15 protein-coding genes and 1 tRNA gene are annotated in these 13,644 nt (G+C 67.5%); 2 read left to right on the top strand and 14 right to left on the bottom strand.

Translation table 11 applies throughout. The features are described 5' to 3' along the window. Positions 1-161: 161 nt before the first annotated feature. From RCH22_RS05455 to RCH22_RS05445, 3 genes are read right to left on the bottom strand one after another with little or no spacing between them, the layout of a single operon-like run. The gene (locus RCH22_RS05455) at positions 162-689 is read right to left on the bottom strand and encodes a NifU family protein (protein WP_327013077.1); all 528 of its coding nucleotides are present in this window, start codon (positions 687-689) and stop codon (positions 162-164) included. 1 nt (position 690) lies between these two features. Continuing rightward, positions 691-2,661 carry a ferrous iron transporter B gene (locus RCH22_RS05450; protein WP_327013076.1) on the bottom strand — a complete coding sequence of 657 codons (1,971 nt, stop codon included), beginning with the start codon at positions 2,659-2,661 and terminating at the stop codon, positions 691-693. After that, entirely contained in the window at positions 2,658-2,954 is a 297-nt protein-coding gene (locus RCH22_RS05445; RefSeq protein WP_327013075.1) for a FeoA family protein, read from the bottom strand. Before RCH22_RS05445 ends, RCH22_RS05450 begins: the two co-directional genes overlap by 4 nt. 164 nt (positions 2,955-3,118) lie before the next feature. Between RCH22_RS05445 and RCH22_RS05440 the strand changes: the two genes are divergently transcribed. Then, positions 3,119-3,370, top strand: coding sequence for a DUF1653 domain-containing protein (locus tag RCH22_RS05440; protein WP_327013074.1), 252 nt, complete (start codon positions 3,119-3,121; stop codon positions 3,368-3,370). Positions 3,371-3,460: 90 nt separating this feature from the next. Here the strand turns inward: RCH22_RS05440 and RCH22_RS05435 are convergent. The 10 genes from RCH22_RS05435 to rplU form a co-directional block, all read right to left on the bottom strand. Then, a tRNA-Ala gene (locus RCH22_RS05435) sits at positions 3,461-3,536 on the bottom strand. 73 nt (positions 3,537-3,609) lie between these two features. After that, entirely contained in the window at positions 3,610-3,987 is a 378-nt protein-coding gene (gene rsfS / locus RCH22_RS05430; RefSeq protein ID WP_134447942.1) for a ribosome silencing factor, read from the bottom strand. A 40-nt stretch (positions 3,988-4,027) separates the two neighbouring features. Beyond that, the gene (locus RCH22_RS05425) at positions 4,028-5,116 is read right to left on the bottom strand and encodes a hypothetical protein (protein WP_327013073.1); all 1,089 of its coding nucleotides are present in this window, start codon (positions 5,114-5,116) and stop codon (positions 4,028-4,030) included. 47 nt (positions 5,117-5,163) lie between these two features. Then, entirely contained in the window at positions 5,164-5,757 is a 594-nt protein-coding gene (gene nadD / locus RCH22_RS05420) for a nicotinate-nucleotide adenylyltransferase (RefSeq protein WP_255454114.1), read from the bottom strand. Between the two features lie 13 nt (positions 5,758-5,770). Beyond that, entirely contained in the window at positions 5,771-5,917 is a 147-nt protein-coding gene (locus RCH22_RS05415) for a hypothetical protein (protein ID WP_241975425.1), read from the bottom strand. Between the two features lie 70 nt (positions 5,918-5,987). Next, positions 5,988-7,256 (bottom strand): glutamate-5-semialdehyde dehydrogenase, encoded by a 1,269-nt coding sequence (locus RCH22_RS05410; RefSeq protein WP_327013072.1) that lies wholly within the window; start codon positions 7,254-7,256, stop codon positions 5,988-5,990. Positions 7,257-7,308: 52 nt separating this feature from the next. Beyond that, positions 7,309-8,094, bottom strand: coding sequence for a glutamate 5-kinase (gene proB, locus RCH22_RS05405; RefSeq protein WP_327013071.1), 786 nt, complete (start codon positions 8,092-8,094; stop codon positions 7,309-7,311). After that, positions 8,091-9,656, bottom strand: coding sequence for a GTPase ObgE (obgE, locus tag RCH22_RS05400; RefSeq protein ID WP_134447930.1), 1,566 nt, complete (start codon positions 9,654-9,656; stop codon positions 8,091-8,093). Before obgE ends, proB begins: the two co-directional genes overlap by 4 nt. Before the next feature lie 78 nt (positions 9,657-9,734). Further along, positions 9,735-9,992, bottom strand: a complete 258-nt coding sequence (gene rpmA, locus RCH22_RS05395) for a 50S ribosomal protein L27 (RefSeq protein WP_066595878.1) — start codon at positions 9,990-9,992, stop codon at positions 9,735-9,737. Between the two features lie 18 nt (positions 9,993-10,010). Then, entirely contained in the window at positions 10,011-10,319 is a 309-nt protein-coding gene (gene rplU, locus RCH22_RS05390; RefSeq protein ID WP_134447928.1) for a 50S ribosomal protein L21, read from the bottom strand. A 242-nt stretch (positions 10,320-10,561) separates the two neighbouring features. Between rplU and RCH22_RS05385 the strand changes: the two genes are divergently transcribed. Continuing rightward, on the top strand, positions 10,562-10,834 hold the full coding sequence (locus RCH22_RS05385) for a DUF4031 domain-containing protein (protein WP_327013070.1): 273 nt from the start codon (positions 10,562-10,564) through the stop codon (positions 10,832-10,834). A 107-nt stretch (positions 10,835-10,941) separates the two neighbouring features. Here RCH22_RS05385 and RCH22_RS05380 read toward each other — a convergent pair whose 3' ends face one another. Beyond that, positions 10,942-13,629, bottom strand: coding sequence for an Rne/Rng family ribonuclease (locus tag RCH22_RS05380; protein ID WP_327013069.1), 2,688 nt, complete (start codon positions 13,627-13,629; stop codon positions 10,942-10,944). Positions 13,630-13,644 lie beyond the last annotated feature (15 nt).

Here is a 13,644-nt window from a genome sequence, read left to right as displayed (position 1 = left end):
TCTGGACTGCAGAATCGTTCACCATCATGGTCCGGTGCGGCGAATCGCAATAGGGCGCGTTCGAGTCGGGCACGGCCGAAAACCGATTCATTCGGCGGTCGGAATGAATCCGGGGCGACGGATCGCCGAAAGTCGCACCGGCGACAGGGAGGACGAGCGATTCAAACCGCCACGAGCGAGCGAAGTCCGGGGTGGAGGTCGCGCAGGGCGCGCTCGACGCGGGCGTGCAGGGTGAACCCGACGGCGGGACATCCGCTGCAGGAGCCGGTCAGGCGTACCGTGACGACCTCGTCGTGTGCAGAAACGAGCTCGACAGCGCCGCCGTGGGAGCGGATGAAGTCGCCGACCCGCCCGGCCAGCACGGTGCGGGCCGCCACGGCGAGGTCGGCGTCGCGCGTGCCGGGCGTCCCCGCAACGGCAGGAACCCACTCCGCTGGATTCTCGAGGGCGGCGTGCAGCGCGCTCCGCACCGCCGCACCGTCCGAGGCCCAGCTGCAGGTCGCGGACAGGCATGTCGTGACGGAGCCGGCACCGACCGTGAGTCCGGTGAGCACGCCGGTGTCGAGCAGGCGACCGAGGTCACCCGGTGCCGATCGGACGGCACCGGTGAATCCGAGCGAACCGGGCGGCATCACCCAGCGGATCGCCTCTGGGCGGTCGTCCACGCCTTCCGGGTGCAGCGGGATCATCTCAGGCCGTCCCGGTCGCGAGTGCGACGATGCCGTGGACGATCCACGCCGAGCTCCAGGCCAGCACGAACATGTACCCGAACGCGATGGCCGGCCACTTCCAGGTGCCGGTCTCCCGCTTCATCACGCTTACCGTGGACATGCACTGCAGCGCATACACGAAGAAGACCAGAAGCGCGGCGATCGTCGGGGCCGTGAAGACGCGGTCGCCGGCATGGGCGCCGTCCGTGTACGTCATGGCGGAGAGTGCCGCGGAGGGGTTGTCCGGGTCGTCGGCTGCTGCGATCTGGCCAAGCGTGGCCACGAAGGTCTCCCGCGCGGAGAGGGAGGCGACGACGCCGATGTTGACACGCCAGTCGAAGCCGAGCGGCGCGAAGACCGGTTCGACGGCACGGCCGATCGATGCCGCCGCACTGTGGTCCATCACGAAGGACGTCACCGCGCCCTCGTCCGTGACGTCGACACCGGATGCCGTCAGCTCTGCGGTCGAGTGCAGCGGGAAGTTCAGGAGGAGCCACAGCACGATCGTCGTGAGCATGACGATCGTTCCGCACTTGCGCAGGAAAGCCCGGGACGAATCCCACATCTGGAGGCAGATGGAACGCAGCGTCGGGACGCGATACGGCGGCATCTCCATGTAGAACGGCATCAGGAGGCCGTTCCGGTCCTGCACGGTCTTCACGATCCAGGCCGCGAGCATGGCAGACACCGCCCCGAGAAAGTAGAGGCAGAACATGATGACGCCCTGGGTCTGCAGCGGACCGATGCGGGACTCCGGGCTGACGAGCATCCCGATCAGGAGGATGTAGACCGGCAGCCGTGCCGAGCAGGTCATCAGGGGCGCGCCCATCATCGTCGCGATGCGGTCCTTTGCCGACGGCAGCGTGCGGGTGGCCATGATCCCGGGGACCGCGCAGGCGAAGGAACTCATCAGCGCGACGAACGCCCGGCCCTCGAGCCCCGCCCTCGACATGATGCGGTCCATCAGGAACGCCGCCCGGCACATGTAGCCGACGCCCTCGAGCAGGGAGATCAGCAGGAACATCAGCATGATCTGCGGGATGAAGACGACGACGGCGCCCACCCCGCCGATGATCGCGTTACCGAGCAGGCCCGCGAGCCAGGGCACCGGCACGAAGACGTCGACCAGTCCGGCGAGCCAGCCGAAGAACGTCTCAACGAGTCCCTGCAGGGGTGCCGCGAAGGAGAAGATGATCTGGAAGAAGGTGACCATGACCGCGATGAAAATCGCCGTGCCCCACACCGGATGCAGCAGCACCGCGTCGATCCGCTGGGTGGTCTTGTCGGGCTGCGCCGGGCGGTACTCGCTCGTCAGGAGGATCGATTCGGTCCAGGCCTCGAGCTCGGCCGGGTCTGTCGGGGGATCGAGCACGGGCACGGACCAGCTCCGCCAGCCGGCGATTTTCGTGCGGAGTTCGGGGATGCCGATGCGCCGGTTACCGATCACCCTAACGACCGGCACGCCGAGGGCCCGTTCGAGCCCGGGGATGTCGAGGCGCCCGCCGCGGGTGATGAGTTCGTCGGTGAGGGTCACGGCGATGCACACCGGTCGGTGCAGGCGCAGCACCTGCGACACGAGTCGCAGTGACCGCCAGACCGTCGTCGCGTCGATCACGACGACCAGGGCGTCGGGCGATTCGACCCCGGTGAGTCGGCCCTGGAGCAGGTCGGTGACGATCTGCTCGTCCGGACTCACCGGCTCGAGGCCATAGGTGCCGGGCAGGTCCTCGACGACGAAATCCTGGCCGCCGGAGCGGAAGACGCCGACGGACCGGCCGACGGTGACGCCAGGATAGTTTCCGGTCTTCGCCCGGAGTCCTGTGAGGGCGTTGAAGATGCTCGTCTTGCCGGCGTTCGGGCTGCCGACGAGCGCCGTGCGCGGGGCGCCGGTGACGACGGTGCCGCCGGTCGGTCCTCCGTGGCAGTCCGGCCCGCTCGATGCGCCCGTCACAGCGTCGTCGTCACGCGGATGCCGCGGGCCTGCGCCAGTCGGAGGCAGATGTCGTAGCCGCGTACCCGGTACACGGCAGGGTCTCCGAGCGGCGCCCGACGGAGGAGCTCGATCCTGGCGCCGGCGACGAAGCCGAGGTCACCGAGGCGACCGGCGTATGGGGCCTTACCGTGGTCTCCCACGTCGACGATGCGGGCAGGCACCCCGATCGGCAGCGCCTCCAGGCCGCAGGGATTCGGCAACGGAGGTGTCGCAGCCGCAGGCGATCCGTCAACCCGGCGGGACACTCTCATTGCAGGTTCTCCTCGGCGTCGTCGGGTTCCCCGCCGACTGCGGAGCGCTCACCCTCAGCCTAGCTGGAGTTAGGGCAGGCTAACCTACTCCGGTTCCCTGCAACGTTGGTTCGCTCGCTCGCTGCGGTTATGCCGGATACTGGGTGCGGAAAGCGGGAGCGAACATGACAGGAATAACGCCCGGGCGATACCGGCACTACAAGGGCAATCTGTACGACGTGATCGGCGTCGCCCGGCACTCAGAGACGGACGAGGAACTGGTCGTCTACACGGCGCTTTACGGCGATCCCGGGTTGTGGGTGCGTCCCCTGGCGATGTTCCTGGAGTCCGTCAACTTCGACGGACAGGCGATTCCCCGGTTCGCCCCGATCGACACCGACGGCGGAGCGCACTCCGTGCTGGATATCCGGGACTGAATATTCCGTGCTGAGATCGTGCTAAAAGCGGCGCTGAAAGCGGCGCTGAAACAGGAAAAGCCCCGACCGAAGTCGGGGCCTTTCCTGTCTTGGTGGATCCGAGGGGATTCGAACCCCTGACCCCCTGCATGCCATGCAGGTGCGCTACCAGCTGCGCCACGGACCCGGATTGTGTTTCAGGTTTTCCCCCGAAACAACTTCTCTAGGCTACTACATGCGGAAGCCTGTTGTGACCACGGTCAATCCTGGACCTTGTGGACGGGTAGTTCGATCGGGATGACGGGGCAGTCCTTCCAGAGTCGCTCGAGGGAATAGTACACGCGCTCCTCCTCGTGGAAGACGTGCACGACGAGGTCGCCGAAGTCGACGAGCACCCAGCGACCCTCAGCGCGGCCTTCGCGGCGCAGCGGCTTGTGACCGGCTGCGGTGAGCTGGTCTTCGATCTCACCAGCGATGGCGACGACGTTGCGCTCGGAGCGGCCGGTGACGATGAGGAAGATGTCGGTCAGTGGGAGAGGGCTGGAAACGTCGATGGCGACGAGGTCCTCCCCCGCTTTCGAGTCTGCGGCGGCGGCGGCCAGCTTGAGGAGCTCGAGAGCGTGGGCAGAAGCGGTCATCGAATGAATCCCTGTGTTAGTGAAAGCGAGTGAAATGGCATTAGAAGATGTGGAGGAAGTAGCCGACCGCGAACAGGGCCAGCACGCCCACGGCGAGAACGCCGACGGTGACGGTGAGAACGGTGGGAAGCGTGAGTCCGCGCTGTTTCGGCGGGGCCATGACGCCTCGGGTCGACGCGTGGGTGCTGACGGCGCGACTGGCGCTCACCGGGACGATCCCGTTACGGTGGCCGCCCTCGTCGAGCTGGTCGAGCATGCGGTCCATCTCGGAGGAGTCGTAGACGTTGGGGTGCACCCCGGTTTCGCCGAGGCTGCGTGGCAGGTCGATCGAGCCCGTGATCATGATTTCACCGGTACTCGTGAGCGGCCCAGAGGAGTTGCCCTGGTGCGGGATCGAGGGAAGGATCAGCGCGTTCGTCGTGGTGGGGATGCCGCCGGCGCTCACGCCCTGGTTCACCAGCTGGTCGAACGGGGCGAGCGTCTCGAACCCGGGCAGCAGGTCGTTCTCTTCGCCGCGGTCGAGCGACCAGTGTCCGACCGGAGGGTGCAGGGAGCCGGGACGGGTCTCGCCGAGGGGGCTCGGCGCGACGTCGACCATGAAGGCGATGGGTTCCGGCTCGACGGGGCGACCCTGCGGGCGGACAACGTCCTGCTCCTCGGCGGGGGCCGCTGGCGTAGTGAGGGGTCGGGATGCGGTGAGCGTCGCGACGGCCGCGAGCAGGGAATCCTCGGCCGGAGGCGCTTCGGCGGCTTGCAGGGCGCGGAGTTCGCGCCGGGTCAGGGTGTGCTCGCGGACCGGAACGTCGGCGGCAGTCCCGGCGCTGGTTTCACCGGGAGTCTCGACGGCGGCGGTCGTTGCGCCTGATTCGGGCGCCGCCGGGGTTGCAGCTTCGGTTTCAGTTTCAGCTGCAGCTTCAGCTTCGGCCTCGGGAACGAGTTCAGCGAGGATGACGGGTCCGGACTCGGCCGCGGGTCCACCGGTTGACGGCAGGACCAGAAGGGACTCGGGCTCGACAGTGGGGACATCCGCTGACGGGGCCGCAGGGGTGACCGGTTGCGCGGGCTGAGTGTGGTGCGGGGAGTGTTTTTGCGCAGCGGATGGCGCGTCGGGCTCGTGCCCGTTTGCCAACTCGCGCGCTTGACGACGCGTCAGTGGCGGTGGGTTGATACCCAACGTCATGCCACACTCCGATACAGATGATGCTTTGAGATGTACTGGACGACCCCGTCGGGAACCAGATACCAGACCGGGAAACCCCGGTTCACGCGTGCACGGCAGTCGGTGGACGATATCGACAATGCCGGAACTTCCAGCAAGCTTACGTCCTGGTTCGGCAATCCCGAAATGGTGAGCTCATGTCCCGGTCGACTCACAGCGACGAAATGGGCGAGGTCCCAGAGTTCCTGGACGTCCTTCCAGCTCAGGATCTGGCGGATCGCGTCGGCACCTGTGATGAAGAACAGTTCGGCGTCCGGGCGCTGGGCGTGCAGGTCGCGCAGGGTGTCGATCGTGTACGTCGGGCCGACCCTGTCGATGTCGACGCGGCTCACGGTGAAGCGAGGGTTCGACGCCGTCGCGATCACGGTCATCAGGTAGCGGTGTTCGGTTTCGGTCACGTCGCTCTTCTGCCATGGCTGCCCGGTCGGCACGAAGACGACCTCGTCGAGGTGGAAGCTCTGCGCCACCTCACTCGCGGCGACGAGGTGGCCGTGGTGGATGGGATCGAAGGTGCCGCCCATGACGCCGATGCGGGGGCGGCGCTCAGTCACGGAGACGGCGTCCCTAGTGCTCGTCGACTCGGCCGTGGGCTGCGGCGTATGCGCGGGCCTTTTCGGCGTGGCGGTTGGCGACATCGCGGTAGGACCAGACGACCCCGCCGAGGGCGCCGAAGGTGACCAGGGCAATCAGGCCGTAGACGAACGTCGGCATATACACTCCTTTTCTGCGGGACGGCACGCGTGACGTGCAGTACCGCACCATTCTAGTGGGGCCGTTCGGACTAGGCCCGCACCTGTCCGCTGCCGCGCACGATCCACTTCGTGCTGGTGAGTTCCTGGAGTCCCATCGGGCCTCGGGCATGCAGTTTCTGGGTGGAGATGCCCACCTCGGCACCGAAGCCGAATTCGCCGCCATCGGTGAACCGGGTCGATGCATTGACCATGACGGCCGCGGAATCCACTTCGTTCAGGAACCGTTCGGAGTTGACGATGTCGTTGGTGATGATCGACTCGGTGTGGCCCGTCGAATAACGGCGGATGTGCGCGAGCGCCCCATCGAGGCCGGGAACGACCGCGACCGCGAGGTCGAGGCTCATGTATTCCGTCTCCCAGTCGAATTCGGTGGCGGGGACGGCGTCCGGGAAGAGCGCCTGGACGCGGGCGTCGCCGTGGATGGTGACCCCGGAGGCGGCGAGACGACTGAGGACGGCAGGCAGCAGACGGTCCGCGGCGCCCTCGTGGACGAGGAGGGTCTCGACGGCGTTGCAGACGCTCGGGCGCTGCACCTTCGAGTTGTGCACGATCTCGACGGCCCAGTCCCGGTTGGCGCTCTCGTCGAGGAAAATGTGCACGACGCCGGCACCGGTCTCGATGACCGGGACATTCGACTGGGTGACGACGGCATTGATCAGGCCGGCGCTTCCACGCGGAATGAGCACGTCGACCTGGCCGCGGGCCTGCATGAGTTCGGTCGCGCCCTCGCGCCCGAAGGGATCGATGGTCTGCACCACGTCCCCCGGCAGACCGACGGAGTCGACGGCCGACTGGAGGAGGGCGACCAGGACCCGGTTGGTGTTCTCGGCGGCGGATCCGCCGCGGAGGACGACGGCGTTGCCGCTCTTGAGCGCGAGCGCCGCGATATCGACGGTCACGTTGGGCCGCGCCTCGTAGATGACGCCGACGACGCCGAAGGGCACCCGCACCTGGCTGATCTTCACGCCGTTGGGCAGGCTGCTGCCACGGACGACCTCGCCGACGGGGTCGGTCAGGAGCGCGATCTGGAGCACGGCGTCCGCGAGGCCGGCCACGCGGGCCGCATCGAGGGTGAGCCGGTCGAGGAGACCGGTACTGAGTCCGTTCGCGGCGCCGGCGGCGAGGTCGTCACGGTTCGCCGCGAGGATGTCCGCCGTGTTCCTGCGCAGGGAGTCCGCGATCGCGGTGAGCGCCCTGTTCTTCTGCGACGTCGGAGTGGACGCGAGGACGATCGAGGCCCTGCGCGCCGAATCGAGGGTCAGGGTGAGCCGGAGGGAGTCGACGGGTGACTGCAGCATGCCGGTAGTTTACGGCACGTTTCCCACCCCCGCGGGGCCAGGACCGGACCGGTTAGAGCCGGGGCGTCGGTTCGAACCAGGTGCCGACGTAATCGCCGCGCAGGGCCTGGGCGACGAGCCCTGTCGAGGTGACCAGCACGGCCGTTCCAGCTTCCGCTGCAATCCGGGCCGCTGACACCTTCGTACCGGCCCCACCGGTGCCGACACCGGAGGAGCTCGCGCCGAATTCCACGCCGGGAAGCCGGTCCCCTGCCGCGATGTGCGGGATGCGTTCCGCCCCTGGGAGATGCGGCGGGCGGGTATAGAGGGCGTCGACGTCGCTCAGCAGCACGAGGAGGTCGGCTCCGATCAGGGTCGCGACGAGGGCCGCGAGCCTGTCGTTGTCGCCGAAGCGGATCTCGTGGGTGGCGACGGTGTCGTTCTCGTTCACGATCGGGAGGATCCGCAGCCCGAGCAGCCGGTTCATCGCGCGTCGCGCATTGGACCGGTGTGACCGGTTCTCGAGGTCGCCGGCGGTGAGCAACACCTGCCCGGCGATGATCGAGTAGCGACGGAGACTGTCCTGGTAGCGGAAGATCAGGAGGTTCTGGCCGACGGAGGCCGCGGCCTGCTGGGTTGCGAGGTCGGTGGGCCGTTCCTCGAGGTTGAGGTACGGCATCCCGGTCGCGATCGCACCGGAGGAGACCAGGACGATCTCGGCGCCGCGGGCGTGCGCGTCGGCGAGGGCGTCGACGAGCGGGGAGATCTGCGACACATTCGCGCCGCTGATCGAGGATGACCCGACCTTCACGACGATGCGTGCCGCCGTCTTGATGTCGTCCCGCCCGAGGACGCTCACTCGGAGTCTTCCTGGCTGCTTTCCGAGCCCGCTGGGGCGCTCTCGCCGTTGTACTCGACCTCGCCAGAGGTCCACATTCCGGCGTCGCGCTCGCGGATGAGCTCGGCACGGGCGGCCGCCTTGGCGTCCATCCGGCCGAAGTACTCTTCCCGGCGCTCGCTGCTGGTGCGGCGCTTCGAGTCGTCGAGGCGCGTGTCGGTGCCGCGGGGGGCCGTGATGAGCTCCGCCGTCGACGTGAGAGTGGGCTCCCAGTCGAAGACGACACCGTTGCCTGCGCCGATGATCACGGTCGAGCCGGCGACGGCTCCCGCTTTGAAGAGTTCGTTCTCGATGCCGAGCTTGGCCAGGCGGTCGGCAAGGAAGCCGACGGCCTCATCGTTGGTGAAGTCGGTCTGCTGCACCCAGCGCTCGGGCTTGGTGCCGATGATGCGGTAGATGTTGCCGAACGAGCCGCCCTCGACCTTGACGACGAAACCGCTGTCGTCGACGGCCTTGGGACGGATGATGATGCGCGGCTTGGCCGCGAGTGCTGCGGCGGACTCGATGCGGCCCGCTTCGACGAGTTCGGCGAGGGCATAGTTCAGCTGGCGGAGGCCCTCATGGCTGACGGTGGAGATCTCGAAGACGCGGTAGCCGCGGGCTTCGAGGTCTGCCTTGACGAAGTCCGCGAGTTCGCGGGCCTCTGGAACGTCGATCTTGTTGAGCGCGACCAGCTGGGGACGGTCGAGGAGGGGTTTCTGGCCTTCCGGAACCGGGTAAGCGCCGAGTTCTCCGAGGATCACGTCGAGGTCGCTGAGCGGGTCGCGGTCGGGATCGAGGGTCGCGCAGTCGAGGATGTGCAGGAGAGCTGTGCAGCGTTCGACGTGGCGCAGGAATTCGAGGCCGAGGCCCTTGCCCTCGCTCGCGCCCTCGATCAGGCCGGGAACGTCTGCCACCGTGTAGCGCACCTCTCCGGCGTCGACGACGCCCAGGTTCGGGAACAGGGTCGTGAAGGGGTAGTCGGCGATCTTGGGCCTCGCGGCGGACATGGCCGCGATCAGGCTGGACTTGCCTGCGGAGGGGTAACCGACGAAGGCGACGTCGGCGACGGTCTTGAGCTCGAGCTGGACATCGCCTTCCCAGCCGTAGGTGCCGAGGAGTGCGAAGCCGGGGGCCTTGCGCTTCGAGGAGGCGAGTGCGGCGTTGCCGAGCCCGCCCTGGCCGCCGGGGGCCACGACGATCCGGAAACCCGGTTCGGTCATGTCGGCGAGTTCGTTGCCGTCGACGTCCTTGACGACGGTGCCGAGGGGTACGGAGAGTTCCATGATCTCGCTGCTGAAACCGGCGCGGTGGTCGCCCATGCCGGGGCCGCCATTGACGGAGCTGCGGTGCGGGGACCGGTGGAAGCCGAGGAGCGTGGTCACCTGGGGATCGGCGACGAGCACGATGTCGCCGCCGTTTCCGCCGTTGCCGCCGTCGGGGCCGGCCAGGGGCTTGAACTTCTCCCGCTTGACGGACACACAGCCGTTGCCGCCGTTGCCCGCGCGCAGGTGCAGCGTGACCTGGTCAACGAATGTGGCCATGGGGTGCCCCTTTCAGGTGGCGTAAAACAAGCAGAGGGCGAGCCGAAGCCCGCCCTCACGCTTACAGATTGTGGATGCCTACGCGGCAGCCACCACGATGTTGACGACCTTGCGGCCACCCTTCGCGCCGAACTCGACCGAGCCGGCCTCGAGGGCGAACAGCGTGTCGTCGCCACCGCGGCCGACGTTCACGCCGGGGTGGAAGTGGGTGCCGCGCTGGCGGACGATGATCTCGCCCGCTCCGACAACCTGACCACCGAAGCGCTTCACGCCGAGGCGCTGGGCGTTGGAGTCGCGACCGTTGCGAGTGGAACTCGCACCTTTTTTGTGTGCCATTTGTTCTGCTCCTCGGGCCTAGGCGATGCCGGTGACCTGAACGCGAGTGAGCTCCTGACGGTGCCCCTGACGCTTCTTGTAACCGGTCTTGTTCTTGAACTTCTGGATGACGATCTTCGGGCCGCGGAGGTCGTTGAGGACCTCGGCGGTCACGGTGACTTTGGCCAAAGACTTCGAGTCAGAGGTGATCTTGTCGCCATCGACGAGGAGCACTGCGGCCAGCTCGACGTTGCCGTCCTTGTCAGCCTTGATTCGGTCCATCGTTACGATGGTCCCGACCTCTACCTTCTCCTGCCGCCCACCGGCGCGCACAACTGCGTAAACCACGTTACGTACCTATCTCTGGGGAGCCGTGAGGCCCCGATTCCTATGATGGAAAGTTACTGCGTAAACGGCCCAAGTCGGCCCGCCTCTGTCAGAAAACCTTAGGTGTCAGCGCGGGCTCAGGCCCAACGCACACCAACAGTCGAGTTTAGCTGATCAACCTGCCCCGGTCAAACTGGGGCTGGGATCGACCGGGGATCGCCTGCTCCCCCGGCACAACGCTGCGGGGAACATACAATCTTGGGATGACCGTGTTGATAGATCAGCCTACATGGCCCGCGCACGATACGGTCTGGTCGCACCTCGTCAGCGACGTGTCGCTCGAAGAATTGCACGGTTTCGCCGCGGCGAACGGCATTCCCCGGCGGGGTTTCGACCTGGACCACTATGACGTGCCCGCGCACCGCTACGAGGCCCTCGTGGCGGCCGGGGCGCTTCCGGTGGGCAACAGGGAACTCGTGCTGCGCTTGCGCGCGAGCGGGCTCCGCGTCTCCGGACGCGAACGCTCTGGACGCTGAACCCACCGAGGTCCGGCGGCGCGTCGCGGCGTGTCGCGGGTACGGAAAACGGCGGCCGACCGAAGTCGACCGCCGTTCGGCCCCGATCTCCCTGGGCTCGTGCTGAACTAGTTCTGCGTCTCCCGTGCCGGCAGCACGATGGGCTGCGCGTTCGACGTCGAGCCGCCGGCCGTCGTGACCCTGCGGCTGCGCGAGCGGCCCTGACCGGGCTGCTTGGGCTCAGGGAGCGACTCGAGCACCGAGTCGAGCAGCTGGTCGGTGACCTGCTTGCTCACGGTACGACGGGTGCGGGACGACTTCCGCACCGGGATATCGAGGATCTCGACGGAACCGGTGTTGGCCTCCGTCAGGTCCGCTGCAACGGCCTGGGTGACGCTCGGCGCCTCCACGGGGGCGGATGCCTCGGCGACGGGCGAGACCGTGGGCGCGACCGGGGATGTGGACTCGTTCGCGTGCACCTCCGGCTCTGCGGACACGGGGACGGACGCGGGGGCATCCGGCACGTGGATGATCGGGATGGACCCGGTCAGGGCGCGCGGGATGGTCCTCGCCGCGATCAGGGCGAGTGCGTGCTTGGCGTCCTCGGTGATCCCGTGCGTGCCCGATGTGGCCTTCGCCTGCTCGGACACGGAGCCGTTGGTGCCGGAGTTACCGCCGCGGTGGCCGTTGTTGCCGCCGTTGCCGTTGCCGTTGCCGTTGCCGTTGTCGTTGCCTGAGTTGCCCGACTTGCTGCGCGGGCGGCGCTCCTGGGGCGGCTGGGCGGTCTGGCGGTGCTTGGTGACGGGGTCGTGGTGGATGACGACTCCGCGGCCCGCACAGGCCTCGCAGTTCTCGCTGAACGACTCGAGGAGTCCCAGTCCGAGCTTCTTGCGGGTCATCTGCACAAGCCCGAGCGAGGTGACCTCGGCGACCTGGTGCTTGGTGCGGTCCCGGCTCAGGCATTCGAGCAGGCGGCGCAGCACGAGGTCGCGGTTGGTCTCGAGGACCATGTCGATGAAGTCGACGACGATGATGCCGCCGATGTCGCGCAGCCGGAGCTGACGCACGATCTCCTCTGCGGCCTCGAGGTTGTTCTTCGTGACGGTTTCCTCGAGGTTGCCGCCGGAACCGACGAACTTGCCGGTGTTGACGTCGACGACGGTCATCGCCTCTGTGCGGTCGATCACGAGGGAACCGCCGGAGGGCAGCCAGACCTTGCGGTCGAGGGCCTTCTCGATCTGCTCGGAGATGCGGTACTCGTCGAAGGCGTCGTTTTCGCCCTCGTAACGCTCGACGCGGTCGACGAGGTCGGGGGCGACCTGGCCGAGGTAGGTCTGGATCGTCTCGCGGGCTTCATCCCCGGAGATGACCATCTTCTGGAAGTCCTCATTGAAGACGTCGCGCACGATCTTGATCAGCAGGTCGGGCTCACCGTGCAGCAGCGCGGGGGCCTGGACAGTGTCGACGAGCTTGGAGATGGATGCCCACTGCTCGGTGAGGCGGTTGACGTCGAGCGTCAGCTGCTCGTCGGTGGCGCCTTCCGCGGCGGTACGCACGATCACGCCGGTGTTGTCCGGCAGGACCTCCTTGAGGATCTTCTTGAGGCGGGCACGCTCGGTGTCCGGAAGCTTGCGGCTGATGCCGTTCATCGAGCCGTTCGGCACGTAGACGAGGTACCGGCCGGGAAGCGAGACCTGGCTGGTGAGCCGGGCGCCCTTGTGGCCGATCGGGTCCTTCGTCACCTGGACGAGCACCTTGTCGCCTGGCTTGAGCGCGAGCTCGATCCGACGCGCCTGGTTGCTGTTGGCGGCATGTTCCGCCGCGGCTTCCCAGTCGACCTCACCGGAGTACAACACGGCGTTGCGGCCGCGTCCGATGTCGACGAAGGCGGCTTCCATGCTCGGGAGCACGTTCTGTACCCGGCCGAGGTACACATTCCCGATCAGGGATGCGTCCTGGTTCTTGGCGACGTAGTGCTCGACGAGCACGCCGTCCTCGAGGACGCCGATCTGGATCTTGTTGTGCTTGGCCCGAACGACCATGACACGGTCGACCGATTCGCGGCGGGCGAGGAACTCGGCCTCCGTGATGACCGGACGGCGACGCCCGGCGTCGCGGCCGTCGCGGCGGCGCTGCTTCTTGGCCTCGAGGCGGGTCGAGCCCTTGATCCGCTGCGGCTCGGTGATGAGCTCGGGTTCGCGCGGAACGCGGACCCTGACGACGGTGTTGGCGGGGTCGTCGGCACCGGAGCGGTTCTCGTCGCCTGGCCGGCGGCGGGCGCGGCGGCGGACGGTCGACGTCTCGTCCGGGTACTCATCGCGGTCGGAGCGGCTGCCGGGACGGTTGTCCGAGCGGCTGTCCGAGCGGTTGCGGTCGTGATGGTTCTCCGCGCCGTTGTCCTGGCGGTTGCCCGAGCGGCCGTCCTGACGATCCCCGTCTGGGCGGTTGCCGTCCTGACGATCGTCGAAGGCACGCGAATCGTCCCGCCGGGCTCCGGCACGTGCCGGAAGCGGCACGATGTTCGGTGCCTGGAAGAGAAGAGAGGTCGAGGGCCTGCGAACCGGCTGTGCGGGTTCGACGGGCGGAGTCGGCTGGTCCACGGTGGTGTCCTGTTCGGCTGGGGTCGTCGCGGTGGACGCCCAGGGTGCGGGCTCCCCCTCGAGGAATGGTGCTGTCGGTGCCTCCGCGGCGTCTGTCGCGGCGCCGGGTACCGTGGCCGGTGCTTCCGTTGGCGCGATCGCAGCGGCGGCTACACGCCGACGGCGGGATCCGAACAGACCTTTGCGTTTTTTGGTGTTTTCGTTGTCTTCCACCATTACTGGTGCGCTCCT

It is taken from the genome of Cryobacterium sp. GrIS_2_6 (genome assembly GCF_035984545.1).
GTDB lineage: Bacteria > Actinomycetota > Actinomycetes > Actinomycetales > Microbacteriaceae > Cryobacterium.
This window is presented reverse-complemented; position numbering and strand designations above follow the sequence as displayed.

Excerpts from the sequence above, each read along its gene's own strand:
- RCH22_RS05455 (WP_327013077.1), bottom strand. The coding sequence starts at position 689 with ATGATCCCGCTGCACCCGGAAGGCGTGGACGACCGCCCAGAGGCGATC.
- RCH22_RS05445 (WP_327013075.1), bottom strand. The coding sequence starts at position 2,954 with ATGAGAGTGTCCCGCCGGGTTGACGGATCGCCTGCGGCTGCGACACCT.
- RCH22_RS05440 (WP_327013074.1), top strand. The coding sequence starts at position 3,119 with ATGACAGGAATAACGCCCGGGCGATACCGGCACTACAAGGGCAATCTG.
- rsfS (WP_134447942.1), bottom strand. The coding sequence starts at position 3,987 with ATGACCGCTTCTGCCCACGCTCTCGAGCTCCTCAAGCTGGCCGCCGCC.
- RCH22_RS05415 (WP_241975425.1), bottom strand. The coding sequence starts at position 5,917 with ATGCCGACGTTCGTCTACGGCCTGATTGCCCTGGTCACCTTCGGCGCC.
- RCH22_RS05410 (WP_327013072.1), bottom strand. The coding sequence starts at position 7,256 with ATGCTGCAGTCACCCGTCGACTCCCTCCGGCTCACCCTGACCCTCGAT.
- obgE (WP_134447930.1), bottom strand. The coding sequence starts at position 9,656 with ATGGCCACATTCGTTGACCAGGTCACGCTGCACCTGCGCGCGGGCAAC.
- rpmA (WP_066595878.1), bottom strand. The coding sequence starts at position 9,992 with ATGGCACACAAAAAAGGTGCGAGTTCCACTCGCAACGGTCGCGACTCC.
- RCH22_RS05385 (WP_327013070.1), top strand. The coding sequence starts at position 10,562 with ATGACCGTGTTGATAGATCAGCCTACATGGCCCGCGCACGATACGGTC.
- RCH22_RS05380 (WP_327013069.1), bottom strand. The coding sequence starts at position 13,629 with ATGGTGGAAGACAACGAAAACACCAAAAAACGCAAAGGTCTGTTCGGA.